A 26,721-nucleotide genomic window follows, 5' to 3' on the forward strand; every position below is an offset into this window, starting at 1 on the left:
ATGGGGGAATCTTTATTCCGCAAGCCGGGCGCGCTCAAGGTGGCCATGGTCGCCGGAGAGGCGTCCGGCGATCTGTTGGGCGCCTATCTGATTGATGCCATCAAGGCACGTCACCCCGAGGTGGAGTTTGCCGGCATAGGCGGGCCGCGCATGCTGGCGCGCGGCTTTCATAGCATGGTGCCGCAGGAGCGTCTGGCTGTGCGCGGCTATCTGGAAGTACTGTCGCGCTTGCCCGAACTATTGGGGATACGGCGTCGTCTGAAAAACGCCTTGCTGCTTGAACGCCCCGATGTGTTTATCGGTGTGGATGCGCCCGACTTCAATCTGGGGCTGGAAAAGTCGCTCAAGTCCGGTGGGCTGGCAACCGTGCATTATGTCAGCCCTTCGGTCTGGGCCTGGCGGCCCGAGCGGGTGGCCAAAATCGGCGAATCGGTGTCGCGCATGCTGTGCCTGTTTCCGATGGAGCCGCCGCTATATGAAAAATATGGTGTGCCGGTGTCCTTTGTTGGCCACCCCTTGGCCAGCGAAATTGCGATCGTGCCGGACAAGGCCGCAATGCGGCGCGAACTGGGCTTGGCGCAAACCGTGCCGGTGTTTGCCTTGCTGCCGGGCTCGCGCGTAAGCGAGCTGGACTTCATGATGCCGGTGTATCTGGCAGCGGCGCGTTTATTGCTTCAGACCTATCCGGATGCACAGTTTCTGGTGCCGCTGGCCACGCGCGCAACGATGGACAGGTTCGATGCCTTGCTTACCGAACACAAGGCATGGGATCTGCCGCTACGCAAGTTGATCGGTCATGCGCAGATGGCGATGATAGCCAGCGATGTGGTGCTGGTGACCAGTGGTACCGCCACGCTGGAAGTGGCGCTGACCAAGCGTCCCATGGTGATCAGCTACAAGCTCTCGGCGTTCACCTACTGGCTGGTCAAGCGCAAGATCAAGCTGCCTTGGGTCGGCTTGCCCAATATTCTTGCCGGACGCGCGGTGGTGCCCGAGTTGTTGCAAGGCGAGGCAACGCCGCAAAAACTGGCGGCTGAACTGATCCGTATCTATCAGGATGCGGCTTATCAAGCCGAGGTGGTGGCGGAGTTTACCCGCCTGCATCTGGCTTTGAAGCAGGACACGGCGAGTCTGGCGGCAGATGCGGTACTGGAGGTGGCAGGATGCAGCAAATCAGTCTGATTGCCGGCGTGGATGAGGCGGGCAGGGGCCCCTTGGCCGGTGAAGTCTATGCGGCCGCTGTGATACTCGATCCGGCGCGGCCGATCGCGGGCCTGGCCGACTCGAAAAAACTGTCCGAGGCCAAGCGTGACGCATTGGCGCTGGAAATACGCGAAAAGGCCTTGTGCTGGCACATTGCCCGCGCCAGCGTTGCGGAAATCGATACGCTGAATATCCTGCACGCGACCATGCTGGCCATGCGTCGTGCACTGGAGGGGCTGGATCGGCAACCTGTCGAGGCCATCATCGATGGCAACCGCGTACCCACCGGCCTGCTGATGCCGGCACGGGCCATCGTCAAGGGCGATGCGACCGAGCCTGCCATTTCGGCGGCCTCTATTCTGGCTAAAACGGCACGCGATGCGTCCTTGCTCGAATTGGATGCGCGTCATCCCGAATACGGCTTTGCCCGGCACAAGGGCTATCCGACCGCCGAGCATATGGCGGCCATCGCCGCGCATGGCGTGCTGGCTGAACATCGCAAGAGTTTCGGCCCTGTCAAAAAATGGCTGGAGGCGCATCAGGGCGAGTTGTTCTAAGAGTGTGTTCACGATCTCGCGAGCTAGCGCGAGACAAGACGAAAACGGCTAAGAAAGCGGAGTGTACATACGGTACATGAGCATTTCGAAGCCGTTTTTAACGCCGTATCGCCAACGCACAGCAAATCGTGAGCAGGCTCTAAAGGACTTGATGGCGCGCAGCGTCGGTGAAGCTGCTGAAGGTAAAAACAGGGCGCTCCTTGAATCGGGAGACGCCCTGTTTTTTTGTGGCAGGCTGACGAGTGCCGCAGCGCAGGGGACTTACAGTTTCAGCGTGCCTACTACCAAGCCGTAAGCGGCATAGATTCCCAGTGCCACAATCAGGATGGCAAGAATGGTTTCACCGCCGTTAAACGGTTTTTGTGCTTTTTCTTTGCGTGCCCAGACATAGAACAGCAGGCCTGGGGCGTAGAGCACCATGGAGAGCAGCAGGTATTGCAAGCCGGCTGCGTATAGCAACCATATGCCGTAAACGGTGGCGAGCACCGCTACCAGCATATCCTTGCCGGTCGACTCTCCGCTCTTATAGCCTTCGCCGCGCTGAACTACCATCCACGAGTAAATGGCGCAGAACAGATAGGGCAGCAGAATCATCGAGGTGGCCAGTTGCACCAGGCTCAGATACACCGCGCCGTTGAAGTAGGTGATGACCAGAAATAACTGGATCATGCCGTTGGTCAGCCATAGCGACGGCTCGGGCGAGCCGTTGGCATTGGTCTTGCTGAATACGGCAGGCATCATGCCGTCCTTGGCGGCAAGGTAAGGCGTCTCCCCGCATAGCAGCGTCCAGGCCAGCAAGGCGCCGCCGACCGAAATCACCAGACCGGCATTCATCAGGTTGGCGCCCCAGGGGCCGACTGCCGCTTCCAGCACATAGGCGGTGGACGGGTTCTTCAGCGCAGCCAGTTCACTCTGGGTCAGAATGCCCATGGATAGAACCGATACCGCAATCAGCAAGGCTATGGTGAGCAAAAAGCCGATTACGGTGGCCCTGCCTACGTCGGCCATGCTCTGGGCGCGGCTGGAGAACATCGACGCGCCTTCAATGCCGATAAACACCCATACGGTCACCAGCATGGTGCTTTTCACCTGGTCGACAATGGAGCCCAGTTCGGGTTTGCCCCAGAAATCGAGATTGAAGGTGTCGATCTTGAAGGCAAACAGTACGATCAGGATAAACAGTGCCAGTGGCACCAGCTTGGCGATGGTGGTGATGGTGTTGATCATCGCCGCACCCTGCACGCCGCGCAGTACCAGAAAGTGCAGTGCCCACAGCAAGATGGAGGCGCAGATAATGGCGGCGCCGGTATTGCCTTCGCCAAACATCGGGAACCAGAACGACAGGGCGGAGAACATCACCACAAAGTAGGCGACGTTGCCTATCCAGGCCGAGATCCAGTAGCCCCAGGCCGAGTTGAAACCGACATAGTCCCCCAGTGCAGCGCGGGCATAACCGTAGACGCCACCAGTGACTTCGGGTTTTCGGGTTGCCAGTTGCTGGAAAACAAAAGCCAGTGCCAGCATGCCGACAAAGGTAATGGCCCAGCCTATGATAATGGCGCCGGCACCTGCGCCGGCCGCCATGTTTTGAGGTAGCGAGAAAATGCCGCCACCTATCATTGAGCCGACCACCAGTGCGGTGAGGGCACCCAGTTTCAGTCTGTTGTCAGACATGACTTCCTCCAGAAAAATTGATGTGCTGCAAGCTGGATGCTTGCCGCGGCATCGGCGTCAAAATGCGAAATAGCGTGCTGCGGTGTAGCTGAACCCATTAACCGGGATGCAAACCTGCGTGCTTTCGGTTTGGCATGGCCGGTATATGACCAATCGGTAGTGCGGCAACTGCTCTGTGTTATAGACGGCGCATCGGGTTTTGCAGCATCTTGTCGGGTGTTTGCCGACTTTTTGCACGCAACAGCCTCCGCATGGCTTTTTGGCTCGTGCAAGACTTTGTGCTTGGCAGTAGTAGTCGCTTGCCTTTAGAATGCGCCCCGCACCGCGAGACCGAGCGGCTGCTTTCCGATTCACTTCGACTGTTCTCGAAGGACAATATGAGCCATACCCCGCTGGAACCCGACCGCGCCCTTGTTGTGCTGTCCGGAGGACAAGACTCGACCACCTGTTTGTACTGGGCCCTGTCGCGCTTTCCCCATGTAGAGACCGTGACTTTCGATTACGGCCAGCGCCACCGCGTGGAGCTGGACTGCGCTCGCACCATCGCGGCCATGGCTGGCGTCCGCCATACCATCCTTCCGATTGATACCTTTGCCGCCATGGGCGGCAATGCGCTGACCGATGCGGCTATCGCCCCCGAAGACGGCGTGCGCAGCGACGGTGCGCTGCCCAACACCTTTGTGCCCGGGCGCAACCTGATCTTTCTGACCTTTGCCGCCGCCCATGCCTGGCAGCGCGGCATCGCCAATGTCGTGAACGGCGTGGCGCAGACTGACTATTCGGGCTATCCCGATTGCCGCGAGAACACGCTCAAGGCACTGGAGCTGGCGATCAATCTGGGCATGGATAGCCGTATCACCTTGCATGCGCCGCTGATGTTCATGAGCAAGGCGCAAACCGTGCATCTGGCCGAAGAGGTCGGTGCGCTGGATGCACTGGCTTACAGTCACACCTGTTATCAGGGCGCGGTGCCGCCGTGCGGCGAGTGTGCATCCTGCCTGTTGCGTGCCAAGGGCTTTGCCGAGGCTGGTGTGGCTGACCCGCTTGTTGTACGCGTGGGAGGCTGCTGATGCGTATGCTGCATATTGCCAAGGCAGGCTTCGAGGCGGCCCGCAGCCTGTCCGCCATTCCCCATGGCCACAGTTTTTCCGTTACCGCCAAGGCTGATCTGCCTTTGGCCGATTTGCGCGCGCGCCTTGGCGCCATATGCGCGGGGCTGGACTACTGCGATCTGAATACCCGTTTTTCCTGTCCTGATGATTTGACCCTGATCCGTCATCTGGCGAGCGATCTGGCCGTGCCTGCCGCCTTGTCGCTGCGTAGCGCACCCGGTCGCGGGGTGGAGCTGGATGCCGAGGGTCAAGCGCGGGCCTGGCTGAAAACCGGTTTTGAAGCGGCGCACTGGCTACCGCATGTGCCGGAAGGGCATCAGTGCGGGCGGCTGCATGGCCATGGCTTTGGCGTGCGCCTGCTGGCCGATGCTGGCCTGGCAGATTATGCGGCGCTGGAAAAAGCGTGGCAGCCGCTGCATGCCTTGTTGCAACACGGCACGTTGAACCGGATTGCCGGCCTGGAAAACCCGACCAGCGAAGTGCTTGCGTGCTGGCTGTTTGATGCATTGTCGGCGCGCTTGCCGGCCATGGCGGCGGTGGAAGTGTTCGAGACGGCCACGGCCGGTAGCCGCTTTGATGATCAGGGTCTGCGCATCTGGAAGGAGCAGCGCTTCGAAGCGGCGGTGCCGTTTGATGATCAGGGCCGCTACACCGGACACAGCTATCTGGTGCGCCTGCATCTGGCTGGCGATATCGACCCGGAGCAGGGCTGGGTACGCGACTTTGGTGAAGTCAAGGCTCTGTTCACGCCGCTGTATGCCCGGCTGGACCACCATGCGCTGGATCAGTTGCCGGGCATTGGTGCGACTGACTGCGCCGGTATCGCCCGCTATCTGGCGACGCATTTTGCGCTGCCACAACTGGTGCGCATCGACCTGTTGGAAAACGATACCGATGGCGCGCTGCTGTGGCTGGACGGGGGGCGTGCATGTACACGGTAAAAGAGATTTTCTACACGTTGCAGGGCGAGGGCGTACATGCCGGCCGTGCAGCGGTGTTTTGCCGCTTTGCCGGCTGCAACTTGTGGAGCGGGCGCGAGGTGGACCGCGCCAAGTCGATTTGCCGCTTTTGTGATACTGATTTTGTCGGCGTCGGGCCTGATGGCGGACGTTTCGCCTGTTCGGCGGCGCTGGCCGACCAGATCTGCCGCCAGTGGCAGGGGCTGGGCGGCACGCCTTATGTGGTGTTTACCGGCGGCGAGCCACTATTGCAGCTGGACGAGGCGCTGATAGCAGCGCTGCACGAGCGCGGCTTTGAAGTCGGGGTGGAAACCAACGGCACGCTGGCCGCGCCAGATGGTATTGATTGGCTGTGCGTCAGCCCCAAGGCCGGTGCCGACTGGGTGCAGCGCCACGGCGACGAAATCAAGCTGGTGTATCCGCAAACCGGCTTGCTGCCGCACGATGTCGATACCACCGGCTTTGCCCACGCCTGGCTGCAGCCTATGGATGATTGCGCCCGCGCCGGCAATACCGCCGCCGCCATTGACTACTGCATGCGTGCGCCGCACTGGCGTTTGTCGCTGCAGGGGCACAAGCTGGTTGGCATCCGCTAGCTGTCCCCGCGCCCATTATTCCTCATTCCTTAATTTTCGCATCCGGAGCCATATCATGGACCTGCATACCGATCTGCAATCGCTGGGCAACAAGAAAACCGACTACCGTTACGACGAGCCGGACGCCAGCTTGCTGGAGCGCTTTCCCAATCCCTATGCCCAAAGCGCGATCAACCCCAATGGCGTGACCGGCAGTCTGAACATCACCTGTCCCGAGTTTACCAGCCTGTGCCCGGTCACCGGTCAGCCCGATTTCGCGACCATCGTCATCGACATGGTGCCGGGGGAGTGGTGCGTCGAATCCAAGTCGCTCAAGCTGTATCTGGGTTCGTTCCGCATGCATGGCGAGTTTCACGAGTCCTGCATCTGCCGCATCTGCAATGATCTAGTCAATCTGCTTAAGCCGCGCCATATCGTAGTCGAAGGGCGTTTTACTCCGCGCGGCGGCATTCCCCTGTGGCCCAAGGCCGAGTGGAAGAGTCCGGCTTAAGGCTTGAGCATGGTGCTGGTGACGGTAAAGTCGTTGCCATAGCGGCGTACCAGTTTGGCCAGTAGCGGGGCAAGTGTCGGCCAGTTTTCGCTCAGGCAGGCGGGCAGGTCGGGGATGCTGTCTACACCCAGATAATCGGCCAGCGCGACCGGTTCGATATGGAAGTAGGCGGGGTAACCATCAAGGCGGGTATTGACCAGCAGCATCTGGCTACGGTCTATGCGGCAGGCAAGCAGGGTCAGCAAGGGCGGATCTCCGGAAAAAGGGCTGCAGTCTGCCTGCGCCAGGCGGCGCAGGCAAGTGCTTCATAGCCAGCGCCGAACGCGCTGGCAATAGTCGTGGTAGGCGGCGCCGAAATGCTGGCCTAGCGTGCGCTCTTCCGGCCGGATCTGGAAGCGGTTCATGTAGAGTACAAACACCGGCAGCAGGATAAGCGTCAGCGCATTGCCCAAGTAAAACGCCCATGCGCCCAATAACAACAAGTCGCCCAGATACATGGGGTTGCGGCTCAGGCGGTAGATGCCGCTGCTGACCAGCGCCGATGCGCCATCGGGTTTACGCGGGTCTATGCTGGTGCGTGCCCGGATAAAGGCGGCGACACCGGCAAGCAGCAACAGGCTGCCGGACAAGGTTAGCGCCGCCACCGGATAAACGCCGGCCTCTATCCCGCGTATATCGGGGGTGGCGCGGGCCAATAGCCACATCAGTCCCGCCAAAAGCAAAAATAGCAGTGGTGGCGGGATTTTGAGCTCGAGTCTATCCATGTCGCTGGCTCCCTGATCGTATGGGCAGACTGTTTGCCCCAGACCAAAAAAACCGGGCACGCGGCCCGGTTGTTGTGTGTGCTTGTGCGTCAGCCTTACAGGCCTGGCATGGCAAAGCCTTCGATCTTGGCATTGCCGACCAGCTTGGCCAGGTACTCGTGCATAACCTTGCGGCCGGCCATTTCGTTCAGGTATTGCTGCAACTGCTCTTTCACTTCTTCAAAGCTGACCTTGCCGCCGGTTTGGCGTTCGTTCACCTGGATGATGTGGTGGCCGAACTGGGTGGCGACCAGTTCCGGTGCGATCTGGCCGGCTTCGGTATTGAATACGACCTGCTCGAACTCGGGTACCATCTGGCCGCGGCCGAACTGGCCGAGGCTGCCGCCTTGCTGGCCGGACGGGCAGCTGGAGTGCTCGCGTGCCAGATCGGCAAAGCGTTCAGGATGGGCGATGAGATCGGCCAGCACGCCTTCGGCTTTGGCGCGGGTCAGGCTGTTGGCCAGCTCGTCGCCGGCCAGCGGGAACAGGATGTGGCTGGCAACAGCACTTTCGCCTTGCTGGAAACGCTCGGGGTAGGTGTTGTAGAACTCGAGGCAGGCCGCTTCGTCGACCGGGCTAAACTGCAAGGTCTTGTCCAGCAGCGCGCCGATGGCTTCGCCATCATTGGCGGTGTCGATACCATTTTCACGGGCTTCTTGCAGCAGCAGTTCGTGCAGAATCAGTTGCTGAACGGCCGCGTCGCGCGGGCTTGGCGTATCGGCGTGGTTTTCCTGCTCGGCCTGAATCATAGCTTCGGTAATTTCAACGCCGTTTACGGTGATAGCCATCAGAGGCTCCTGTTCTTGTCTTTAGGGTGGGTGCAGCCATGGTGCTTGCTGCGGATTATTTTCGATAATGGGGTCGTTTGTGCAGATCTCAATACACGCGTCTTGCAAATCATGTGCTTTCTTGCAGATAGACAAAAAGCGCGCCGAGTGCGCGCTTTTTGTCTGTCTGCAAGCCTGGATCAGGCTTTTTTCAGGAAGCAGGTCTTGAGCATCAGGCCCTTGATCTTGTCGTTACGGCATTCGACATGCTCATCGTCGTCTTCATCGACGCGGATGTTCTTGAATACGGTGCCGCGCTTGATCACGGTGGAGGAACCCTTGACCTTGAGATCCTTGATAACCGATACGGTGTCGCCGCTGGCAAGCAAAGTGCCGTTGCTGTCTCTTACGTCCATGATGTGATTTCCTTGATGGGGCCGGTTTTCAATCGGGCATTATAGTCTTTGGTGCGGTGTTCACCAAGGCATTGCTATTAATGGTTATAACGCGCCACTTTGTCTGCCCGGATGACGCTTTGCCAGTGTAGACGCCAGCGCTGGTGTTTTGCCGGCGGGCGCGGTCGCCGCACTGGCGGATTGCCGGTATCATGCGGGTTTTCGCCCGTCAGGGCGTCGCAAGGATTTGAGGGATGGGTAGCATGAGTCAACAGCAGAACAATGCCAACGAGGTGTGGCGCAAGGTCAAGGCGCTGGAGCAGGTATTGAATGCCCAGCTGCCGGAAGCGATCGCGGCCGCCAAGCTTGGCAAGCCGGGCAAGATGTTGAGCGAAGTACAGAAAACGGCGGGCGAGCGTAGTGCGCTGGCCTTGAGTTTTCCGATTTTACAGCGCGAAAACCGCAAGGATGTCGAGGTGGCGTGGATCAATATCCAGATCAGCCTGTCCGGCAACGGTGTGCCGCACGCCGCGGTGGACCATGCACCCTTGGGTGCCGTGATGCATGTGGCGCACTGGGCATGCGAGTTCAGCTTTGATTACGACGCCTATATCGGCTTTCCGGCTGATGGCTGGCAGCCGTGGCGCAACCGGGAAGGGCGCTTGTTGAGCTGGGACGAGTCCGAGTCGCCGTTCGGTGATGAGTGGCTGTACTCGTTGCAACTGGATGCGGTCGATAGCGAGGCGGGTCTGGTCGAGTGTGTGGTAGCGCCGGCCATCGCCCTGTTGCAGGGCAAGGCGCTGGATGAGGCATTGCCGGCTACTTTGCCCGGTTTGTTGCGTTATCAGGATATTGACCTGGCTGACGGCGCACGCGACTTGCGTATTGCGCAGGCGTGATGCAGCGCTATCTGCTGCTGGAAACCGAAGTCGAGTTTTCGGCCATGCGTGCGCAAGGCGCAGGCGGACAGAATGTCAACAAGGTTTCCAGTGCAGTACAACTGCGTTTTGATGTGATGGCTTCCAGCTTGCCAGAAGGCATCAAGCTGCGCCTGCTGGCGCGGGCCGATTCGCGTTTGAGCCGCGACGGCGTATTGGTGATCAAGGCGCAGCAGCATCGCAGCCAGCCATTGAACCGCGCCGATGCACTGGCGCGCTTGCAGGCGCTGATCGATGAAGCGGCCCATGTGCCCAAGCTGCGTCATGCGACGCGGCCGACGCTGGGTTCGCGCAAGCGGCGCCTGGAAGGCAAGGCCAAGCGCGGCGCCGTCAAGGCGCTGCGCGGCAAGGTCGCCGGCGAGTGAGTTCTGTTGTGCCCTGAGTCGCGCTTGCTGTGTGCTGTTTTTTCTCGTGATAGCGGTGTCTGCCGGGCTTGCGGCGCTTGTCTTTTTTCAGAGTTTTTCCATGAATCCTCCTATTGGCCTGTCCGGCAGCGGCGTAGCCCTTTCGGTGCTGGCCTCGCTGCTGTTTGCCGTGTTGTCCGGCTATACCACCTTGCTGTCACCCTTGTCCGGCGAGGCTGTTTTTGCCTGGCGCATCATCTGGACTTTGCCGGGCGCCTTTCTGTTGCTGGTTTTGCGCCGGCAATGGCCGGCGTTTTGCCAGTTGTTGCAGCGCTTGCGCAGCGAGCCTCGCCTGTTGCTGGCCATGCCCTTGCTGGCCGGCTTGTTTGGCGTGCAGCAGTGGCTGTTTATGTGGGCACCTATCAATGGCGAGGCCATGTCGGTGGCGATGGGCTATTTCTTGCTACCCCTGACCATGGTGTTGTTCGGGCGCTGGCTGTATGGCGAGCATCTGTACCGCATGCAGTGGCTGGCGGTAGGCTTTGCCTTGCTCGGGGTGCTGCATGAATTGTGGCTGACCCGTGCCATTGCCTGGCCCACCTTGCTGGTCGCGCTGGGTTATCCACCTTATTTCGTATTGCGGCGCTGGGCACGGCTGGAGGCGCTGACCGGTTTTGCGCTGGAGATGGCGTTCTTGTTTCCGGTCGCTATCCTGATGTTGTGCTATCTGGGGCCGGCAAGTTATGGTGTGCTGGACGAGGCGCGCTTCTGGTTGCTTTTGCCGGGTCTGGGCTTGATCAGTACCGCAGCCTTGCTGTGCTATCTGGCATCCAGCCGCCTGTTGCCTTTGGGGATGATGGGCTTGCTGGGTTATGTGGAGCCGGTATTGCTGTTTTTGCTGGCTATCACGCTGTTGGGCGAGCCTTTGAGTGCCAATCGCCTGCTCACTTACGGGCCGATCTGGCTGGCCGTCGCTTTGACTGGCTTGAATATTTCGATCCGTCAGTTCGGCCTGCGCCTGCCGTGGCGGGGGCGCAGATAAGCAAGGCTATTTGGCGGGAGGGTGTATGCGCTTTGATGACAGGCTGGATGCCGCCCGGCAGTTGGCGCAGGCCTTGCTGGTTTACCGTGGCCAGCATCCGCTGGTACTGGCCATTCCGCGTGGCGCGGTGCCGATGGGGCGCGAGCTGGCAGATTTGCTGCAAGGCGATCTGGATGTGGTGCTGGTGCGCAAGCTGCATGCGCCGGGGGATGCCGAGTTCGCCATCGGTGCGCTAAGCGAAACGGGGCAGGTGGTGTTGATGCCCTGGGCCGGACGGGCGGGTGCCGATGCGCAGTGGATTGCGCAGCTGCGCGAGCTTGAGTCGGCCAAAATACGGGCACGGCGCGCGCGTTATACGCCACTGCGCCCATCCTTGCCGGTTGCTGGGCGCATCGTGATTGTGGTGGACGATGGCTTGGCGACCGGTGCCACCATGCTGGTGGCACTGGGTGCGCTGCGCTTGCAAGGTCCGGCACGGCTGGTGTGTGCCGTGCCGGTGGCGTCGCCGGACGCTTGTGCGCGGGTACGTGCGCATTGCGACGAGTTGGTGTGTTTGAGTGCGCCCGCCCAGTTTGCCTCGGTCGGGCAGTTTTACCGCGACTTCACCCAGGTGGAAGACGCCGAGGTCGAGCGCGTTCTGGCTGCGTCTTAGCGCCCCTTCACCAGGTTCATGATTTCGGCTGCATCCAGCGTGCCGGCGCGCTGGCGGATTTGCGGCAGGTACTGGCTTTGCATCTCTTTGGCCGGTCCTAACATGCCCTGAAAACTCTGCTGCAGTAGCGCCGTGCTCATCTGGCGGCCGCCGGCGTAATAGCGCTTGGCGATCTGGCCCAGTGCATAGGTGCTGGCAAAAGAAAATGCCATGCCGGTGCCTGCGCCGCCCAGTGTTTTCCCCCATTTTCCTGCCGCTTTGCCAAATAGCCCGCCTATCAGCTTGCGCCCGAATTGTTCCAGATATTGTGACGTCAGTCCGATGCCGACGGTGGACAAAAATTCGCGGATATGGCCCTGATCCAGCTCATAGCCATAGCGTTTGCCTATGCCGTACACCATCTTGATCTGCAGCGGAATAATGGCGACCGAGGCCCAGGATTGCGGCAGCAGTTCCAGCGCACCATTCAGAATGGCGTAGTTGAGGATGGAGCGGTCAAGCTCGGCTTCGTCTTGCGCATTGCTGCTGGCAGTTGGCGCGGCTTGCTGTTTTGCAGCGGCTGCGGCTGGCGGTGCCGCATACTGGCCGGCATCGGCAATGGCGTCGGCCTCCTGCTGGAAGGCAAGGCTGTCTGCATCCGCCAACTGCAGGCGGGCTTTCAAGTCCGCCAGGAAGGCGCGTTCGGCCTCGCTGGTACGCCCGTCGGCATCGCAAACGCACACCGCCATCTCGAAGGCAAACTGGCGTGCAGCCTGATCGTCCAGCTTGGAGCAGGCATCCGCGAGCGTGATCCGCTTGAATAACACGTCCTGATACAAGCGGGTGAGATCCATGCCCGAGCCTTGCCCCAGGGATTCGGCTAGCGCGCGTATATGTTCGCGCTCGCGTTCGTCGTTATCGCCGTCGGCAAAGGCGGCCAGCAGGGCGATGCTCAGGATGGCTTGTTGTTGTGCGCTGTTCATGGGATGTTCGGCCTGATAAGTTGATATCGCTTTGGCAAGTTAATACGGTAGCAGTTCCCGGTTGGCTTAATTGTTTAGCCTTGTGTACGGCCATGCCAAGCCCAGAAGTCTTTGACCCGGTGCTGCATAAAGTCTTGTGCGGCGCTTAAGTCGGCGCTGTCTGTCTCGTCGGTGATACGGTATACATCGGACGTTTGATTGCCGTTTTCGACCTCCAGCGTAATGCCGGACATTTCGGCCTGTTCGGCCAGATAGCTCAGATAGTCATTGATGGCCTGAACAAATTCGTCGCCGCGTGCTTGTCCGTCCAGCAGGGATTTAACGAAATTGTGGCCGTTGATAATGATTTTGCTCATGGCTTGCTCCTGGAGTGGCGTGCGCTTTCGCTATGCCGGATGCCCTGATGCTAGCAGCCGGATTTTGTGTTGCGCTGACGGATTCAGATGTGGGAAAAGCGCGCGCCAGGGCTTGACCCGGCGGCTTGAATCTGCCTGTTTGATGTGCTGTGCAAATTTTAATCGCCACTTGCGGGTGCATTGATTTATAAGGATTTTCTTCTGGCTTTGCCCCGCTATAAGGCTGCTTTTCCACAGAATCTGTGGAAAATTCCGCAGTGTGTTTAGGCCGGTTCATCGGCCTGTGCACCGAATTGCAGGGCAGCCAGCCGCGCATACAGGGGCGAACTTTGCAGCAAGGTGCGATGCGTGCCTTCGGCGATGATGCGCCCCTGATCCATGACCAGAATTCGGTCGGCCTGGCGCACGGTGGCCAGACGATGGGCGATGACCAGCGTGGTGCGTTTGGCGGCAGCGCGTTCCAGCGCCTGCTGCACCAGTTGTTCGGACTCGGCATCCAGTGCGCTGGTGGCTTCATCCAAAAGCAGGATGGGCGGGTTTTTCAGAATGGCGCGGGCGATGGCGATGCGCTGGCGCTGGCCGCCGGACAGGCGTACGCCGCGTTCGCCCAGATGACTGGCGTAGCCTTGCGGCAGACGCTGGATAAACTCGTCTGCTGCCGCTTCGCGTGCGGCAGCAAAGACTTCCTGATCGCTGGCTTCGGGTTTGCCGTAGCGTATATTTTCCAGCGCGCTCGTGGCAAAAATAACCGTGTCCTGCAAGACCACGCCCAGATGCTGGCGCAAGTCATTCAGGGCCAGGGTGCGCAAGTTGACGCCTTGCAGCTTGATCTGGCCTTGATCCGGGTCGTAAAAGCGCAGCAATAGCTGGAACAGGGTGGTTTTGCCCGCGCCGGAGGGGCCGACCAGCGCGACGCGCTCGCCCGGGTGGATGTGCAGGTTTAGCTGGTGTAGTGCCGGCGTGTCCGGGCGGGACGGATAGGCGAAACTGACGTTTTCCAGCCGGATGCCGTCGCCTGTTGCCGCGAGCGCGTGTGGCCGCTCGGGCGTCTGCACCGGGCTGTCCAGTGCCAGCAACTCCATCAGCCTTTCGGTGGCTCCGGCCGCGCGCTGGATATCGCCCCACACTTCGGCGATCGCACCGATGGCACCGGCGGTGACCACCGCATAGAGAACGAATTGCCCCAGTTCGCCCGGTGTCAGGCTGCCGTCTATCACCGCATGTGCGCCCAGCCACAGCACAAACACAATGGCACCGAAAACCAGCAGGATGACGACGGCAGTGAGTAGCGAGCGCGCGCGTATGCGGGCGAGTGCACTGTCGAATGCATGTTCTACCGCGCCATCAAAGCGTTGCGCCTCGTGCGCTTGCTGATTGAAAGCCTGTACGGTCGGGATGGCGTTGAGGATTTCGCCGGCCATGGCGCTGGCGTCTGCGATGCGGTCCTGGCTTGCGCGCGAGAGCTGGCGCACGCGCCGGCCGAACAGCATGATGGGCAGAATGACGAATAGCAGTGTGGTCAGGATATAGCCGGTGAGGCTGCTGCTGGTAATGAACAGCATGACGAGGCCGCCGGCCATCAATAGCAGGTTGCGCAAGCCCATGGACAGGCTGGTGCCGATGACGGTTTGCACCAGTGTGGTGTCGGTGGTCAGGCGTGACAGCACTTCGCCGGTCTGTGTGGTCTCGAAGTAAGCCGGGCTCATCCGGATTACATGGCGATAGATGGCACTGCGCAAATCGCTGGTGACGCGCTCGCCCAGCCAGGACACCAGATAAAAGCGCGCAGCCGTAGCGGTGGCAAGGACAGCGGAAACCGCGAACAGGGCGATAAAAACCGAGTTGATATGCCCTGCGCTCGCCGCGCTAAAGCCGCGGTCTATCATGTAGCGAAAAGCGACAGGCAATGCCAGTGTCGCACTGGCTGCAACCGTGAGTGCCAGCAGGGCGAGTATGGCGCGCAGGCGATAAGGACGCAAAAAAGGCAGTAGCGCCAATAAAGGGCTGATGCGGACGAGAGTGGGCTTGGGCGATTCTGGCATAGCGCTACTTTAACGGTGAACGCATGGGCGTGCTGTTAATTTGTAGCTGGGTGTTGTGAAACGGGTAGAGCTAAAGGCGCCGTGGTGGCCGGGTGAAACTGGTGGGGGGAGAAGGATTCGAACCTTCGAAGGCTGAGCCGTCAGATTTACAGTCTGATCCCTTTGACCGCTCGGGAATCCCCCCACAAGAGGACGCGAATAATAAATGGGTTTATATCAAACGTCAAGCGAATGTCGGTGATTCATGCCGAAGTGCTGCGCACTTAGCCCAGTGACGCGGGCAGGCGGCGAATATCGGCGACGCGGATGCGCTTGAGTTGTTCGACGGTAATTAGATGCAGCAGGATTTTGACCACTTTTTGCTGCTTGTTGCCGGTAATGGCGCGGTGCAGACGGGCTTCCAGTTCTTTGGCGTCTTCGCGCTTGCTCACCGCTTCGGGTAGCAGCAAGCGGATGGCGTCGTCGTCAATGGCGCGTGCGCCCATCGGGCTGGCTGCGGCATCGTTCGAGGCAAGGAAAATCATGTACTTGCCTTTTTGCGTCAGGGCGGCGCCCAGCAGTTTTACCGTTTGATCCATCGTGTTGGTCTTTCAAGTCGAATTTTGGAGCGCTAGGGTACACCGGCAGCGCCGTGCATGAAACCTTTAGTTTAGCGGGTGTTAAGGCAGGTTCCTGGCGACAAGAATCGGCTGTGCCTGCTAAAACGAAGCAGCTCCGCACTTTTAGCACTCAGGCAAAAACGGGCAGGAGCGTGCAAGTTGGCACCCGTGCAGGAGGTGGCTGCCATGAAAAAGCTGGTGTGGATAGTGTTTGTCAGCGCCTGGTGCCATGCCGAAGCTGCACCGCGCTGGGTCTTGCTTGGCGAAACTGCAAGCGGTAACCAGATTACCTTTGATCTGGAGACCTTCAGAAGTGGTGCACTTCCCGAGTTATGGCTACAGGTCGATCAGGCCAGCTGTCCGCCCAAAGGCCGGCGTCAGGATTGCCTGTTGCAGCAGAAAATCAAGGTCAACTGCAATAGTCAGGAGTTTGCCGTTGTCCACACCCGGGTGCGCAATCATCAGGGTAGCTTGCGCCATGATAGCGGCTTGGTGGGGGCCAAGTTTGAATCGGCCCCGCAAGGATCGATTGCCGCGTCGGTGGTGGCGCTGGCCTGTCACGTCGAGGGTTTAGCCGGCTAAGCTCTCGCTGCCAGGCTTACGCGAAGCGGCGCGCGGCATCCAGTGCCAAACCGCTGCCTATGCTGCCGTGCAGGTCGCCCTCGACGGCTTTGGCTTTGGGCAAAAGGGCGGCGATACGCTGTCTGAGCAGGGGGACACCACTGGCACCACCCGTGAAAAATACAGTGTCTACCGCATCGGGCGCGACCTGAGCCTGTGTGAGCACCTGCTTGACGGTGTGTTCTATGCTGTCGATCTGGCGGGTAATCGACTCGTCAAACTGGGCGCGGCTCAGGCTCAGGTTCAGGCCGTTCTCTATTTCATCCAGCTGCAAAAGCGTCTGTTCCTGACTGGAGAGTGCAATTTTGGCGTCCTCCACCTGCATGGCCAGCCAGTGACCGGCGCGCTTGGCAATCAGGGTAAACAGCCGGTCAAGCTTGTTCTGCTCCAGTGCTTCGGAATACACGCTTTGCAAGGAAGACAGTGCCTTGCGTGTATAGGCAAAGTTGATGGTGTGCCAGGTCGACAGATTGAAGTAGGCACTGGATGGCATCTCGGCCTGGCTTTTGAGCTTGCTGCGCAGGCCCAGTAGCGGCATGGCCGTGGCCAGACTCAGCTGCTTGTCGAAATCGGTGCCGCCGATGTGGACGCCGCAATTGGCCAAAATGTCATCTTGACGATCCAGCTTCAAGGCGGATTGTGGCGACAGGCGGATCAGGGTGAAGTCGGAGGTGCCGCCACCGATGTCCACAACCAGTACCAGCTCTTCACGACTGATACGGCTTTCGTAGTCGAAAGCGGCCGCAATCGGCTCGAATTGGAACTCGATATCGCTAAACCCGGCCTGGCGTGCAATCTGCGCCAGCGTGTCTTGTGCCAGTGCATCGGCGCGTGCATCGTCGTCGACAAAATACACCGGCCGGCCAAACACCGCCTGTTGCAAGGGACGGCCGGCCGAGCGTTCGGCACGTTGCTTGAGCTGGTCGATATACATCTGCAGCAAGTCCATAAAGCGCAGCGTACGTCCATGCACTTCGGTCTGGCCATCCATCAAGCTGGTGCCAAGCAGGCTCTTGAGCGAGCGCATCAGCCGGCCCTCGTAGCCTTCCAGATATTCGGCAATGCCGGCTCGCCCGACCGCGACCGAGTCTTCCTCAGTATTGAAAAACACCACAGAAGGGAGCGTGGTCTTGCCATCTTCCAGTGCCAGCAAGGCGGGGACGCCGGGGCGGTGCCAGCCGACGGTCGAGTTGGACGTGCCAAAATCCACGCCACAAGCATTGGTCATCATGAATACGTTTATATCGGTGCAAAATTTCGAGGCGCGCGAGTATAGCCCAATTCAGCGTCAAGGTCTGGCGGCGGCAAACCATTTGCACCGCTGCTATACCTTAAGGCATGCATTTTTATGCAATTAACCGCAAAAGACTGCATCTGGACTTGCTGTGCGTATCTGTTGATGCACATGGCGCGTGAAGATTTTTACGAAGAGAGGTAAGCGATGTCAGTAGCCAAGGGGCAGGGCGAGCGCACACGAGTTGCGCCAATTTCCACACCAACCGATCTGGGTAGTGACGCGACGCGCGATATCAGCGCAGCGATGAACCTGATTCTGGCCGATGTTTTTGCTTTGTATCTGAAAACCAAGAATTTTCACTGGCATGTCAGCGGGCCGCATTTTCGCGACTACCACCTGATGCTGGATGAGCAGGGTGATGAACTATACGGTATGACCGACCCGATTGCCGAGCGTGTGCGCAAGGTTGGTGGTCGGACCATGACCTCTATCGGCCATATCGCCCGCATCCAGCGGGTGCTGGATAATGATGCCGACTATGTGCATCCGCTGGATATGCTGGCCGAACTGTGCGACGACAGCAAAAATCTGGCTGCGCGTTTGCGTGAAGTCCATAGCGTATGCGACAAATACAACGATACGGCAACGGCCAGCCTGATCGAAAACTGGATAGATGCCGCCGAGCGGCGCACCTGGTTTTTGTTTGAAGCCAGCCGCCGCGGTGACGGTACCGGTCACTAAGCCGTTTTCGGGTTTGGCCAAAAGCGATAGCGGATTGATTCCGCTATCGCTTTTTTATGGTGATGTCCCAATTGCAAGTTGGTATATACGTCCTGCGATGCACGCTATCCATGCATCAGCCACCATTCCCCGTTAGGCTCGCGCCGGTGAAAAAGACGCTGGCGAGGTCTTAAGCTGGCCTCTGTTTGAGCGATTCGACGCTAGCGAATCGCGAGTTGGCCAGCGCCTCGGCAGCGTCTTTTACGCCGGGGTTTCGCGAGACTTCGGGGGCGCCGGGGATGCAAGGGGCCGGGCGCGTCCGGCCCCTGCCCGCATGCCGCGCGGAAGCGGCAAGCTAAACAGGTCCGCGCAGCGGACTCAAAACCCACTCCCCATTTGTGCCAACTTGTAATTGGGACATCGCCTTTTTTATTGTGTGCTCAAGGCTGTGGAACCTGATCCAGCAACAATAGTGCCGCGCGTTGCCAAGAACCGGCGTGCTCTTCTTTACTGTCTACGGTTTGCTCTGCCTGCCATGGCATTTGCGTACTGCCGCTTTTGCTTACGCTTAGTGTCAGGGTGTTGAGCGTGCGCTCTGCATAGCTTGTGTAAGGTTGTTGTGGCCAGTCCCAGTCTGCCATGCCGCCCCAGCCTCCGCCATAGCGGCCATAGCCCACGCCGATGCCGCTCTGCCATTGCGTTTGCGGTGTCAGTACGGTGCGGGTGCTGGCGCGAAAGCAGAATTGCCACTGCCCGCCTTGCGCAAGTGGCGTATAGCCGTGTAGCGACAGCAGCAGTTCCAGCCGCGCCTTGGCATCAAAGCCCAGCTGCACCGGTGCGGGGCAGGACAAGGAGGCGGTGGCCACCGGGGGTGGCGGCATGGTGTCGGCCAGCCCCCATAAGGGGGTCAAACATGGCAACAGAGCAAGGTATTTCATGGCGGGGCTCTTTATTGGTTTGTGTGCCCTGCAAGCATAGTGCCGATCCGGCCGTATAATCGATCCGACTATGAGTAAACGGGCGCGTAATGAAAATACTGCATACCTCGGACTGGCATCTGGGCCAGCATTTTATCGGCAAGACACGCCAGGCTGAGCATCAGGCGTTTCTTGCCTGGTTGCTGGAGCAAGTCAAGCTTTGCGCTGTCGATGTCGTGCTGGTCGCTGGCGATGTGTTTGATACCGGCGCGCCCCCTAGCTATGCGCGCGAGCTGTACAACGAATTCGTTGTTGGCCTGCATGCGAGTGGCGCCACGCTGGTGGTGCTGGGTGGCAACCACGACTCGGTGGCTACGCTGGGCGAGAGCAGATCGCTGTTGGCGCATCTGTCCACCCGGGTGGTTGCGGCAGTGGATATCGAGCGGCAGGTGCTGGTGTTGAACGGGCGTAATGGCCAGCCCGGCGCCGTTTTATGCGCCATCCCATTTATCCGTGCGCGCGATGTATTGCAAAGCCTGCCCGGGCAAAGTTCAGCGGACAAGCAGTTGTCCTTGCAGCAGGCGATACAGCGGCATTATCAGGCCGTGTATGCACTGGCCGTGGCGCAGCGACAGGTGCTGGGGCTGGATCTGCCTGTTATCGCCAGCGGCCATCTGACTACGGTGGGCGCGAGCGCCAGCGAGTCGGTGCGCGAAATCTATGTGGGCGCGCTGGAGGCATTTCCGACCAGTGCTTTTCCGCCAGCCGATTATATTGCGCTAGGCCATATCCACCGCCCGCAAAAAGTGGGTGGCTTCGAGCATATCCGCTATTGCGGCTCCCCCATTGCCCTGAGTTTTGACGAGGCGCACCAGCAAAAAGAAGTGCTGCTGGTTGAGCTGGATGCCAAGGGCTTGCAGTCGGTGACGCCTTTGGCTGTGCCGTGTTTTCAAGCCCTGTGTGCCGTTGCGGGGTCGCTGGAGAGTTTGCCTCACCAGATTGCCGCTGCTGCAACAAAGGCTACAGAAGGACAGACGGTGTGGCTGGAGGTCATGGTGCGTAGCGATGACTATCTGGCCGATTTGCATGGCCGCATCCAGAGCATGTGCGAAGGCTTGCCGGTGGACGTGTTGCGCATCCGGCGCGAGCGTGGCCAGAGTGCTTTAGCCTTGCAGCAGCAAGCGCGGGAGACGCTGGACGAACTCAGCCCGTCTGAGGTGTTCGAGCGGCGTCTGGCGCAGGAAGAGTTGCCGGATGCGCTCAAGGTCAGCCTGCAGGCGCGCTATGCGCTGCTTCTGGCCGAGCTGGCAGGGGAAGACGCATGAAGATACTTTCCTTGCGCCTGAAAAACCTTAATTCGCTGAAGGGGGAATGGAAGGTCGACTTTAACGCGCCCCCTTTCAAGGGTAACAGCCTGTTTGCCATTACCGGCCCGACCGGCGCCGGCAAAACCACCTTGCTGGATGCGATCTGTCTGGCGCTGTATCACGAAACGCCGCGCCTCAAGACACTGTCGGCCAGTGCCAACGAGCTGATGACGCGCCACACGGGTGATTGTCTGGCCGAGGTCGAGTTTGAAGTACAGGGCGAGGGTTATCGGGCATTCTGGAGCCAGCGTCGCGCGCGCGACAAGGCCAGAGGCGCGCTGCAGGCGCCAAAGGTCGAGCTTGCACGCGCCGACGGTACGATCTTGTCTACCCAAGTGGGTGACAAGCTGCGGCAGATTGTGGCCATCACCGGGCTGGATTTTGCCCGTTTTACCCGTTCCATGCTGTTGGCGCAGGGCGGTTTTGCCGCTTTTCTCAATGCCAGTGCCAACGAGCGTGCCGAACTGCTGGAAGAGCTGACCGGCAGTGAAATTTACGGCCGCATTTCCGAGCGCGCATTTGCACGCGCCCGTGATGCCAGGCTTGCGTTGGAGCAGTTAAAGCGCGATGCGGGTGCCGCCGATTTGCTGGATGAGAATGCGCGCAGTGTGCTGGAAGCCGAGGTCACGGCGCTGGTGCAGGAGGAAGCGGCGCTAGCGGCGGAGGCGGCCAGGCTGGATGCACAGCGCCAATGGCGCTTGCGTGTGACTCAGGCCGAGGCGGAAGAAGCCAGCGCCTTGCAGGGCTTGGACGAGGCGGATACGCAGGCAAGGCTTGCCGCGCCGGCGCTGGAGCGCCTGAGCCTGGGCGAGCCGGCCGAGGCGCTACGCCCGCTTTATCAGTCAATGACTCAGGCGCAAGCCGCCTGGCAGGCATTGACCGGCACGCAGGCGGAACTGGGCGAGCAGCAACTTGCGGCGCGTCATGCGTCTTTGCGCCTGCATGGTGAAGCATGGGCCCTGGCCGGAGCGCAGGCGGCGGCCGAGGCTGAGGCGCTGGCAGCACTGGCGCAAGACAGGCAGGCGCTGGAAGCGCAGATGGCCTTGAATGCAGTACATGCGCAATTGGGCGAGCTGATCCCCGTCTGGCGCGGCCTGTTTGCCGAGGGGCAAAGGCTGGAGGGTGAGCAAGTCAGCAAAAACACCGAACTGCAGCGCTTGCAGCAGCAAAGCCATGTGGCCAGAGCACAGCGCCAGACCTTGGTCGGGGCCCTTGCCCGCGCCGAAGATCAATATACGCAAGCCTTGGCGCAGGAGCAGGCGGCAGCCTTGCTGCGGGAAAGCCTGGGCGCGGATGCCGCACAATTGCGCGCCGCCTGGCAGGAAAGTCAGGCAGATGCGCTGGCAGCGCTACGCCTGGACGAAGAGGGGGCGCGCTTGCGTATGCAGGCGGCCGAGCTCACGCACTGGCAGGCACAAAAACAGCCGCTGGCGCATGAGGTGGCGACACTGGCGGACGAGCGTACGCATTTACGCAGTCTGTTTAGCGCACTCAAAATTGAAGAAGCAGACAAGGCAAGGCTAATCGAGCTGGAATTGCGCATCCAGAGTCTGGAGGCGCAGCGCGCCCATTTGCGCCCGGGAGAGGCTTGCCCCTTATGCGGCGCATGTGAACATCCGGCGCTAGAGGCTTATCGCCAGCTGGATCCTTCGCAGAGTGAGCAGGCATTGGTCGCAGTCAGGGCAAGACTGGCCGAAGTGCAACTGGAGGGGGAGGCGTTGGCGGCTGCGCTGGCGCGCAAAACGGCAGAAGCGCAGCAGCTGGAACAGCGCCTGCTTGAAGGCATGGCGCAGCATCAGGCGCAGCAAGTGCGCTGGCAGAATGCGGCCTCAGTGTATGCCCTGGCGGGGGAGGCCTGGCGTGACGAGTCTGTACTCGCCCGCTTGCGTCAGAAGCTGGAAGCCGCACGGGACAGGGCGGCTGCCGCTTTGGCCGCTTTCGAGGCCGCCGAGCTGTCATGGCATGCGGCACAGGCTGTCAGCGCTGATGCGGATAAGCATCTGGCCGATGTGCGTCATCAGTCGGCACTGCTTGAACAGCACGAGGCAACGCTGGCGCAGGGGTTGAGCGAGGGGCAGCGCGCATTGGCTGCATTGCAGTTGGCGCAAGACAAGCACAACCAGGCGCTATGCCTGGCGCTCGCGCCTTTTGCCCAGAGCTTGCCGGCACAGCCCTCTGCGTGGCTGGCCGAGCGTGCGATCCAGTGGCAGGCCTGGCAGCTGGCAGAGCAAACTGCCCGGCAACTGGCACAGGATGCGCTACGCGTACAGGCGCGGCTCTTTGCTGCCAACCAGCTGCGGGATAGCTGGCAGCAAAGAGCCGGATGCGTGGGGCTGGATGGCATGCCGACAGCGCCTGCCGTGGATGACAGGGCGGCTGCTTTGGCCGGGCTTCAGCAAGAAGCCGACGCGGTGACAAACACGCTGGCGCAACTGGAAGGGCGGCAGACGCAGCTGGCCGCAAACTTGCGGGAGCGTGCCAGCGAGCAGGATGCGGCCCGGCGTGTCTGGCTGGATGCGCTGGCGGAGAGTACGTTTGCCGACGATACGGCCTTTCTGGCCGCGCTCTTGCCCGAAGCCGAGCGCCTGCGCTTGCAGGCGCTGCGTGAAAATCTTACGCAGGCGCGGCGGCAGGCGCTGACCTTGCTGGAGGCGGTACAGGCGACGCTTTCCGGCTTGCGTGCATCGCCGCTGACTGACTTGCCTTTGGCCGAGCTTACGGCACAGCTCTCGACGCTTGGCGCCAGACGGCAGGCGCTGGCAAAAGCGCAAGGAGGTCTGGCCGGGCGTCTGGCCGAAGACGATGCGCGCAAGGCGAAGCAGCAGCGCTTGCTGGGACAGATCGCGGCGCAGGCGGCCGATGCCGAGCTGTGGCAGCATCTGGACGGGCTGATAGGCTCGGCCAAGGGGGATAAATTCCGCAAGTTTGCCCAGGGTTTGACGCTGGATCATCTGATTTATCTGGCCAATCGCCAGTTGCAGACGCTGCATGGGCGCTATGTGTTGCAGCGCCGGGGTACGGGCGAGCTGGAGCTGGAAATTGTCGACACCTGGCAAGGCGATGCGGCGCGTGATACGCGTACGCTGTCCGGAGGTGAAAGCTTTCTTGTGAGTCTCGCGCTGGCACTGGCCTTGTCTGATCTGGTCAGTCACAAAACCTCGATCGACTCCCTGTTTCTGGATGAAGGCTTCGGCACGCTGGATGCCGACACGCTGGAGTTGGCGCTGGATGCGCTGGATAGCCTGAATGCCTCGGGCAAGATGATAGGCGTGATCAGCCATGTAGAGGCGATGAAGGAACGCATCCCGCTGCAGATAAGGGTGGGCAAGGCTAGCGGTATCGGCTTTTCAACCCTGCAAATTGTGGCTTAAAGCGGACGTAGCTTGCCGTCTACGCAAATGAGCGCGTCCAGGCGGATCTGGCTGCCGTCGTCCAGCACAATGAATTCCTGCGCATCCCGGGTGATGATGTCGCGGATGATGCTGTGGCAATGGCTTTGCGTGCCATCGGCTGCTAGGTAAGTCATATTGCAGGGTTTGCGTTGCAGTGCCAGCCATTCCAGCTCGCTGTGATAGTCGCAACTGATCGGGGAGTAGGGCTGTTCGGGCATGATTTTGCCTGCGAATAAAAAACGGCCGGCCATCTGTATGACGGCCGGCCGTGTAGGCTCAGGATGTCTGCGCTGACGCGGCTTCCGGACATTCCAGCCAGATCAGGCTGGCCATGCGCCCGCTGACGCCGTCGCGCCGGTAGGAATAAAAACGGTCGCGGTCGATAACGGTGCAAAAATCCCCGCCATAAACGGCAGTAACGCCGCATTCAGCCAGGCGCTGGCGGGCCAGCAGGTAAATATCGGCCAGAAACTTGCCGTCGCCGATGTCCTTGAAGGCCGCATCGGCTTCGCCGGCATGGGCGAGAAATACGCTGCGTACTTCCGCACCGACTTCAAATGCGTCCGGCCCGATCGCCGGCCCCATCCAGGCCAGAATTTCATCCGGCGCCACTTTCATGGCCGCGACCGTCGCTTCGAGTACGCCGTCCGCCAGCCCCCGCCAGCCGGCATGGGCCGAGGCCACCACGCTGCCGGCGCGGTCACAGAACAGCACCGGCAGGCAGTCGGCGGTCATCACCACGCTGGCCTTGCCGCACTGGTAAGCAACACTGGCGTCGGCTTCCGGCGGGTTTTCACCCAAAGAAGCGACATCCACCACGACCGTGCCGTGCACCTGATTGAGCCAGGCCGGCTCGCATGGCAGGAAACGGCGCAGAATCTCGCGGTTTTCCGCCACATGTTCAGGCGTATCTCCGACATGGGCGGCCAGGTTAAAACTGGTGTAAGGCGCGACGCTGACACCGCCGGAGCGGGTGGTGACCAGGGTGCGGACATGGGCCGGTGCCGGCCAGTTCGCGCTAAGCCAGTCAGTCGCGAACATACATCACCTCGACACCCTCGTCGTCGCTCTCATCCCAGTCATCGTCCAGATCGTCTTCGTCCAGATTGGCCAGCATCAGTTCCTGCGCTTCGCCGCGCATAATGGCCAGCAGGGCGCGCATATCATCGGGGATGCGTGCGGTCCAGGTCTTGGTTTCGCCGGTAGCCGGATGTTGCAGGCTGAGGCGGAAGGCGTGCAGCGCCTGACGCGCCAGCCCTTTGACGGCGCGCGCGACATCCTCGCCCATTTTGTGGCGCGGATCGCCATACACCGGGTCACCGGCCAGCGGGTGCCTGGCTTCGCGCATATGCACGCGGATCTGGTGGGTGCGGCCGGTTTCCAGGCGGCACTCGATATAACTATGGTCGGCAAAGCGTTCCAGCACCCGCACATGGGTGATAGCCTGCTTGCCGCCGAACTTCACACAGGCCATTTTCAGGCGGTTGTGCGGGTCGCGGCCGATATTGCTATTGATGGTGCCATCGAACGGCACCACGCCATCGGCCACGGCGCGATAAAGACGCTTGACGGTACGCGCCTGCATCTGGCGCACCAGATTGGTTTGTGCCGCCAGCGTCTTGGCTACCACCATCAGGCCGCTGGTGTCCTTGTCCAGACGGTGCACAATACCGGCGCGCGGCACTTGGGCAATATCCGGGAAGTGGAACAAGAGGGCATTGAGCAAGGTGCCGGACCAGTTGCCCGAAGCCGGGTGCACCACCATGCCGGCGGGCTTGTTGACGACCAGAATGTGTTCATCCTGATAAATGATGTCCAGCGGCAGGTCTTCCGGCAGGTAGGCGCGGTTTTCCGCCGTTTCTACCGGTTCGACCGACAGGACTTCATCGCCCATTACTTTGGTTTTGCCAGCAACGACGGCGCCGTTGAGGGTGACATGGCCGTCCTTGATCCATTGGGTCAGGCGGCTGCGCGAGTGTTCCGGCATCAGCTTGGCGATGGCGCTGTCCAGCCTTTCGCCTGCCAGTGAAAGCGGAATATGCATGATGCGGGGCGCCGACATCTCGTTTTCTTCCGAGATGTCGTTATAATCGTCGGCATCGAAATAAGGATTGGTCATGAAAAGATATCTTGCTGCGATGTTGGTGGTTGCGGGCCTCGCCGGTTGCGCTTCAACTAGCGAGCCTAACGATGAAACGCGTGGCTGGACGGTCGAAAAGATCTATGGCGAGGCGAAAGACGAGCTTAATAGCGGCAATTATACGCGCGCGATCAAGCTCTATGAAACTTTACAAGCACGTTACCCCTATGGCCGTTATGCGCAGCAGGCGCTGATGGACCAGGCCTACACCCATTACAAGGATGCAGAACCCGAGTTGGCCATTGCCGCTGCCAACCGTTTTGTGCGTCTGTATCCGGCGCATCCCAACCTCGATTACATGTACTACCTCAAGGGTCTGGTCTACTACAACGACGATAGCACGTCGCTGGCCAAGTGGACGGGGCAGGACATGAGCGAGCGCGACCCCAAGGCGGCCAGCGAGGCTTTTAACGCTTTTCGCGACCTGACCACCCGCTTTCCTGACAGTCCGTACAGCAAGGATGCTGCCGAAAAAATGCAGCGCCTGGTTGACGCGCTGGGCGGACACCAGATGCATGTGGCCCGTTACTATATGAAGCGTGGCGCCTGGCTGGCTGCGGCCAACCGCGCACAGGATGTAGTGCGCGAGTACAGTAACACAGCTTATCGTGAAGAAGCGCTGGCCATCATGGTGGTGGCTTATGATCAGCTGCAGATGAAGCAGTTGTCTGATGATGCCCGCCGTGTGCTGGTACTGAATTATCCGCAAAGCGCCTATCTGGCCAAGCCATGGCAGGTCAAGGAAACCTCGTGGTGGAAGTTCTGGTAAGCCTTGCTTGCCTGACTGCTGACATCAAGACATGAAACAAGAGCCGCATTGCGGCTCTTGTCTTAGC

29 protein-coding genes and 1 tRNA gene are annotated in these 26,721 nt (G+C 60.3%); 15 read left to right on the top strand and 15 right to left on the bottom strand.

The features are described 5' to 3' along the window. Positions 1-1,182, top strand: coding sequence for a lipid-A-disaccharide synthase (gene lpxB, locus GQF02_RS08140; protein WP_160796257.1), 1,182 nt, complete (start codon positions 1-3; stop codon positions 1,180-1,182). Further along, positions 1,164-1,760: a ribonuclease HII gene (gene rnhB / locus GQF02_RS08145; protein ID WP_160796259.1), complete on the top strand. Its 597-nt coding sequence runs from the start codon at positions 1,164-1,166 to the stop codon at positions 1,758-1,760. Before lpxB ends, rnhB begins: the two co-directional genes overlap by 19 nt. A gap of 261 nt (positions 1,761-2,021) precedes the next feature. Here the strand turns inward: rnhB and arcD are convergent, their stop codons facing one another. Then, entirely contained in the window at positions 2,022-3,434 is a 1,413-nt protein-coding gene (gene arcD, locus GQF02_RS08150; RefSeq protein ID WP_160796261.1) for an arginine-ornithine antiporter, read from the bottom strand. A gap of 377 nt (positions 3,435-3,811) precedes the next feature. On the opposite strand from arcD, the gene queC reads away from it, so the two are divergent. From queC to queF, 4 genes are read left to right on the top strand one after another with little or no spacing between them, the layout of a single operon-like run. Beyond that, positions 3,812-4,504 carry a 7-cyano-7-deazaguanine synthase QueC gene (queC, locus tag GQF02_RS08155; protein ID WP_160796263.1) on the top strand — a complete coding sequence of 231 codons (693 nt, stop codon included), beginning with the start codon at positions 3,812-3,814 and terminating at the stop codon, positions 4,502-4,504. Then, a complete protein-coding gene (locus GQF02_RS16250; protein WP_220789387.1) occupies positions 4,504-5,487 on the top strand; it encodes a 6-carboxytetrahydropterin synthase in 984 nt (327 codons plus the stop codon). Before queC ends, GQF02_RS16250 begins: the two co-directional genes overlap by 1 nt. After that, a complete protein-coding gene (queE, locus tag GQF02_RS08165) occupies positions 5,475-6,101 on the top strand; it encodes a 7-carboxy-7-deazaguanine synthase (RefSeq protein ID WP_160796265.1) in 627 nt (208 codons plus the stop codon). The genes GQF02_RS16250 and queE overlap by 13 nt, the downstream gene beginning before the upstream one ends. A gap of 55 nt (positions 6,102-6,156) precedes the next feature. Then, entirely contained in the window at positions 6,157-6,591 is a 435-nt protein-coding gene (gene queF, locus GQF02_RS08170) for a preQ(1) synthase (RefSeq protein ID WP_160796267.1), read from the top strand. Here the strand turns inward: queF and GQF02_RS08175 are convergent. The 4 genes from GQF02_RS08175 to GQF02_RS08190 form a co-directional block, all read right to left on the bottom strand. After that, the gene (locus tag GQF02_RS08175; protein ID WP_160796269.1) at positions 6,588-6,836 is read right to left on the bottom strand and encodes a hypothetical protein; all 249 of its coding nucleotides are present in this window, start codon (positions 6,834-6,836) and stop codon (positions 6,588-6,590) included. The two genes, queF and GQF02_RS08175, sit on opposite strands and share 4 nt — an antisense overlap. Positions 6,837-6,896: 60 nt before the next feature. Then, positions 6,897-7,355, bottom strand: a complete 459-nt coding sequence (locus GQF02_RS08180) for a methyltransferase family protein (protein WP_160796271.1) — start codon at positions 7,353-7,355, stop codon at positions 6,897-6,899. A gap of 95 nt (positions 7,356-7,450) precedes the next feature. Next, positions 7,451-8,182 carry a peptidylprolyl isomerase gene (locus GQF02_RS08185; RefSeq protein WP_124735868.1) on the bottom strand — a complete coding sequence of 244 codons (732 nt, stop codon included), beginning with the start codon at positions 8,180-8,182 and terminating at the stop codon, positions 7,451-7,453. Between the two features lie 179 nt (positions 8,183-8,361). Next, positions 8,362-8,577, bottom strand: a complete 216-nt coding sequence (locus GQF02_RS08190; protein WP_160796273.1) for an alkylphosphonate utilization protein — start codon at positions 8,575-8,577, stop codon at positions 8,362-8,364. A gap of 242 nt (positions 8,578-8,819) precedes the next feature. On the opposite strand from GQF02_RS08190, the gene GQF02_RS08195 reads away from it, so the two are divergent. From GQF02_RS08195 to GQF02_RS08210, 4 genes are all read left to right on the top strand, one after another. Beyond that, positions 8,820-9,455 carry a hypothetical protein gene (locus tag GQF02_RS08195; RefSeq protein ID WP_235930114.1) on the top strand — a complete coding sequence of 212 codons (636 nt, stop codon included), beginning with the start codon at positions 8,820-8,822 and terminating at the stop codon, positions 9,453-9,455. After that, on the top strand, positions 9,455-9,859 hold the full coding sequence (gene arfB, locus GQF02_RS08200; RefSeq protein WP_124735871.1) for an alternative ribosome rescue aminoacyl-tRNA hydrolase ArfB: 405 nt from the start codon (positions 9,455-9,457) through the stop codon (positions 9,857-9,859). Before GQF02_RS08195 ends, arfB begins: the two co-directional genes overlap by 1 nt. Positions 9,860-9,959: 100 nt before the next feature. Beyond that, positions 9,960-10,880, top strand: coding sequence for an EamA family transporter RarD (rarD, locus tag GQF02_RS08205; protein WP_160796277.1), 921 nt, complete (start codon positions 9,960-9,962; stop codon positions 10,878-10,880). Between the two features lie 25 nt (positions 10,881-10,905). Further along, positions 10,906-11,532 (top strand): phosphoribosyltransferase, encoded by a 627-nt coding sequence (locus GQF02_RS08210; protein WP_160796279.1) that lies wholly within the window; start codon positions 10,906-10,908, stop codon positions 11,530-11,532. On the opposite strand, the gene GQF02_RS08215 is transcribed toward GQF02_RS08210, so the two are convergent. The 5 genes from GQF02_RS08215 to GQF02_RS08235 all read right to left on the bottom strand — a co-directional run bounded on the left by GQF02_RS08215 (position 11,529) and on the right by GQF02_RS08235 (position 15,470). Then, positions 11,529-12,494 carry a YcjF family protein gene (locus tag GQF02_RS08215; RefSeq protein WP_160796281.1) on the bottom strand — a complete coding sequence of 322 codons (966 nt, stop codon included), beginning with the start codon at positions 12,492-12,494 and terminating at the stop codon, positions 11,529-11,531. The genes GQF02_RS08210 and GQF02_RS08215 overlap by 4 nt on opposite strands. A 74-nt stretch (positions 12,495-12,568) precedes the next feature. Further along, on the bottom strand, positions 12,569-12,850 hold the full coding sequence (locus tag GQF02_RS08220; protein WP_124735875.1) for a hypothetical protein: 282 nt from the start codon (positions 12,848-12,850) through the stop codon (positions 12,569-12,571). 263 nt (positions 12,851-13,113) lie between these two features. After that, complete coding sequence (locus tag GQF02_RS08225; RefSeq protein ID WP_160796283.1) at positions 13,114-14,892, bottom strand: ABC transporter transmembrane domain-containing protein; 1,779 nt, start codon at positions 14,890-14,892, stop codon at positions 13,114-13,116. Between the two features lie 99 nt (positions 14,893-14,991). After that, positions 14,992-15,076 (bottom strand) — tRNA-Tyr (locus GQF02_RS08230). A gap of 79 nt (positions 15,077-15,155) precedes the next feature. After that, on the bottom strand, positions 15,156-15,470 hold the full coding sequence (locus GQF02_RS08235) for a hypothetical protein (RefSeq protein WP_160796287.1): 315 nt from the start codon (positions 15,468-15,470) through the stop codon (positions 15,156-15,158). A gap of 207 nt (positions 15,471-15,677) precedes the next feature. Between GQF02_RS08235 and GQF02_RS08240 the strand changes: the two genes are divergently transcribed. Then, complete coding sequence (locus GQF02_RS08240) at positions 15,678-16,073, top strand: hypothetical protein (protein ID WP_160796289.1); 396 nt, start codon at positions 15,678-15,680, stop codon at positions 16,071-16,073. Positions 16,074-16,089: 16 nt separating this feature from the next. On the opposite strand, the gene GQF02_RS08245 is transcribed toward GQF02_RS08240, so the two are convergent. Then, positions 16,090-17,343 (bottom strand): Hsp70 family protein, encoded by a 1,254-nt coding sequence (locus GQF02_RS08245; RefSeq protein WP_124735879.1) that lies wholly within the window; start codon positions 17,341-17,343, stop codon positions 16,090-16,092. 210 nt (positions 17,344-17,553) lie between these two features. Here GQF02_RS08245 and GQF02_RS08250 point away from each other — a divergent pair, with 210 nt between their 5' ends. Beyond that, entirely contained in the window at positions 17,554-18,090 is a 537-nt protein-coding gene (locus tag GQF02_RS08250) for a Dps family protein (RefSeq protein ID WP_160796291.1), read from the top strand. A gap of 419 nt (positions 18,091-18,509) precedes the next feature. Here GQF02_RS08250 and GQF02_RS08255 read toward each other — a convergent pair whose 3' ends face one another. Further along, positions 18,510-19,007, bottom strand: a complete 498-nt coding sequence (locus GQF02_RS08255; RefSeq protein WP_160796293.1) for a hypothetical protein — start codon at positions 19,005-19,007, stop codon at positions 18,510-18,512. A gap of 89 nt (positions 19,008-19,096) precedes the next feature. Between GQF02_RS08255 and sbcD the strand changes: the two genes are divergently transcribed. Continuing rightward, entirely contained in the window at positions 19,097-20,311 is a 1,215-nt protein-coding gene (sbcD, locus tag GQF02_RS08260) for an exonuclease subunit SbcD (protein WP_160796295.1), read from the top strand. After that, the gene (locus tag GQF02_RS08265; protein WP_160796297.1) at positions 20,308-23,724 is read left to right on the top strand and encodes an AAA family ATPase; all 3,417 of its coding nucleotides are present in this window, start codon (positions 20,308-20,310) and stop codon (positions 23,722-23,724) included. Before sbcD ends, GQF02_RS08265 begins: the two co-directional genes overlap by 4 nt. Here the strand turns inward: GQF02_RS08265 and GQF02_RS08270 are convergent. From GQF02_RS08270 to rluD, 3 genes are read right to left on the bottom strand one after another with little or no spacing between them, the layout of a single operon-like run. Next, positions 23,721-23,963, bottom strand: coding sequence for a hypothetical protein (locus tag GQF02_RS08270; RefSeq protein WP_160796299.1), 243 nt, complete (start codon positions 23,961-23,963; stop codon positions 23,721-23,723). The two genes, GQF02_RS08265 and GQF02_RS08270, sit on opposite strands and share 4 nt — an antisense overlap. Before the next feature lie 58 nt (positions 23,964-24,021). Then, positions 24,022-24,786: a peptidoglycan editing factor PgeF gene (gene pgeF / locus GQF02_RS08275; RefSeq protein WP_160796301.1), complete on the bottom strand. Its 765-nt coding sequence runs from the start codon at positions 24,784-24,786 to the stop codon at positions 24,022-24,024. Further along, a complete protein-coding gene (gene rluD / locus GQF02_RS08280; RefSeq protein ID WP_124735886.1) occupies positions 24,773-25,864 on the bottom strand; it encodes a 23S rRNA pseudouridine(1911/1915/1917) synthase RluD in 1,092 nt (363 codons plus the stop codon). Before rluD ends, pgeF begins: the two co-directional genes overlap by 14 nt. On the opposite strand from rluD, the gene GQF02_RS08285 reads away from it, so the two are divergent. Next, positions 25,863-26,654 (top strand): outer membrane protein assembly factor BamD, encoded by a 792-nt coding sequence (locus GQF02_RS08285; RefSeq protein WP_124735887.1) that lies wholly within the window; start codon positions 25,863-25,865, stop codon positions 26,652-26,654. The two genes, rluD and GQF02_RS08285, sit on opposite strands and share 2 nt — an antisense overlap. The last annotated feature ends 67 nt before the right edge of the window (positions 26,655-26,721 follow it).

Source organism: Craterilacuibacter sinensis, from assembly GCF_009831765.1.
GTDB lineage: Bacteria > Pseudomonadota > Gammaproteobacteria > Burkholderiales > Chromobacteriaceae > Craterilacuibacter > Craterilacuibacter sinensis.

Bases quoted from the DNA above. Each gene is read 5' to 3' on its own strand.
- lpxB (WP_160796257.1), top strand. From the start codon at position 1: ATGGGGGAATCTTTATTCCGCAAGCCGGGCGCGCTCAAGGTGGCCATG.
- rnhB (WP_160796259.1), top strand. From the start codon at position 1,164: ATGCAGCAAATCAGTCTGATTGCCGGCGTGGATGAGGCGGGCAGGGGC.
- arcD (WP_160796261.1), bottom strand. From the start codon at position 3,434: ATGTCTGACAACAGACTGAAACTGGGTGCCCTCACCGCACTGGTGGTC.
- queC (WP_160796263.1), top strand. From the start codon at position 3,812: ATGAGCCATACCCCGCTGGAACCCGACCGCGCCCTTGTTGTGCTGTCC.
- GQF02_RS16250 (WP_220789387.1), top strand. From the start codon at position 4,504: ATGCGTATGCTGCATATTGCCAAGGCAGGCTTCGAGGCGGCCCGCAGC.
- queE (WP_160796265.1), top strand. From the start codon at position 5,475: ATGTACACGGTAAAAGAGATTTTCTACACGTTGCAGGGCGAGGGCGTA.
- queF (WP_160796267.1), top strand. From the start codon at position 6,157: ATGGACCTGCATACCGATCTGCAATCGCTGGGCAACAAGAAAACCGAC.
- GQF02_RS08180 (WP_160796271.1), bottom strand. From the start codon at position 7,355: ATGGATAGACTCGAGCTCAAAATCCCGCCACCACTGCTATTTTTGCTT.
- GQF02_RS08185 (WP_124735868.1), bottom strand. From the start codon at position 8,182: ATGGCTATCACCGTAAACGGCGTTGAAATTACCGAAGCTATGATTCAG.
- GQF02_RS08190 (WP_160796273.1), bottom strand. From the start codon at position 8,577: ATGGACGTAAGAGACAGCAACGGCACTTTGCTTGCCAGCGGCGACACC.
- GQF02_RS08195 (WP_235930114.1), top strand. From the start codon at position 8,820: ATGAGTCAACAGCAGAACAATGCCAACGAGGTGTGGCGCAAGGTCAAG.
- arfB (WP_124735871.1), top strand. From the start codon at position 9,455: ATGCAGCGCTATCTGCTGCTGGAAACCGAAGTCGAGTTTTCGGCCATG.
- rarD (WP_160796277.1), top strand. From the start codon at position 9,960: ATGAATCCTCCTATTGGCCTGTCCGGCAGCGGCGTAGCCCTTTCGGTG.
- GQF02_RS08210 (WP_160796279.1), top strand. From the start codon at position 10,906: ATGCGCTTTGATGACAGGCTGGATGCCGCCCGGCAGTTGGCGCAGGCC.
- GQF02_RS08215 (WP_160796281.1), bottom strand. From the start codon at position 12,494: ATGAACAGCGCACAACAACAAGCCATCCTGAGCATCGCCCTGCTGGCC.
- GQF02_RS08220 (WP_124735875.1), bottom strand. From the start codon at position 12,850: ATGAGCAAAATCATTATCAACGGCCACAATTTCGTTAAATCCCTGCTG.
- GQF02_RS08225 (WP_160796283.1), bottom strand. From the start codon at position 14,892: ATGCCAGAATCGCCCAAGCCCACTCTCGTCCGCATCAGCCCTTTATTG.
- GQF02_RS08235 (WP_160796287.1), bottom strand. From the start codon at position 15,470: ATGGATCAAACGGTAAAACTGCTGGGCGCCGCCCTGACGCAAAAAGGC.
- GQF02_RS08240 (WP_160796289.1), top strand. From the start codon at position 15,678: ATGAAAAAGCTGGTGTGGATAGTGTTTGTCAGCGCCTGGTGCCATGCC.
- GQF02_RS08245 (WP_124735879.1), bottom strand. From the start codon at position 17,343: ATGATGACCAATGCTTGTGGCGTGGATTTTGGCACGTCCAACTCGACC.
- GQF02_RS08250 (WP_160796291.1), top strand. From the start codon at position 17,554: ATGTCAGTAGCCAAGGGGCAGGGCGAGCGCACACGAGTTGCGCCAATT.
- GQF02_RS08255 (WP_160796293.1), bottom strand. From the start codon at position 19,007: ATGAAATACCTTGCTCTGTTGCCATGTTTGACCCCCTTATGGGGGCTG.
- sbcD (WP_160796295.1), top strand. From the start codon at position 19,097: ATGAAAATACTGCATACCTCGGACTGGCATCTGGGCCAGCATTTTATC.
- GQF02_RS08265 (WP_160796297.1), top strand. From the start codon at position 20,308: ATGAAGATACTTTCCTTGCGCCTGAAAAACCTTAATTCGCTGAAGGGG.
- GQF02_RS08270 (WP_160796299.1), bottom strand. From the start codon at position 23,963: ATGCCCGAACAGCCCTACTCCCCGATCAGTTGCGACTATCACAGCGAG.
- pgeF (WP_160796301.1), bottom strand. From the start codon at position 24,786: ATGTTCGCGACTGACTGGCTTAGCGCGAACTGGCCGGCACCGGCCCAT.
- GQF02_RS08285 (WP_124735887.1), top strand. From the start codon at position 25,863: ATGAAAAGATATCTTGCTGCGATGTTGGTGGTTGCGGGCCTCGCCGGT.
- rluD (WP_124735886.1), bottom strand. From the start codon at position 25,864: ATGACCAATCCTTATTTCGATGCCGACGATTATAACGACATCTCGGAA.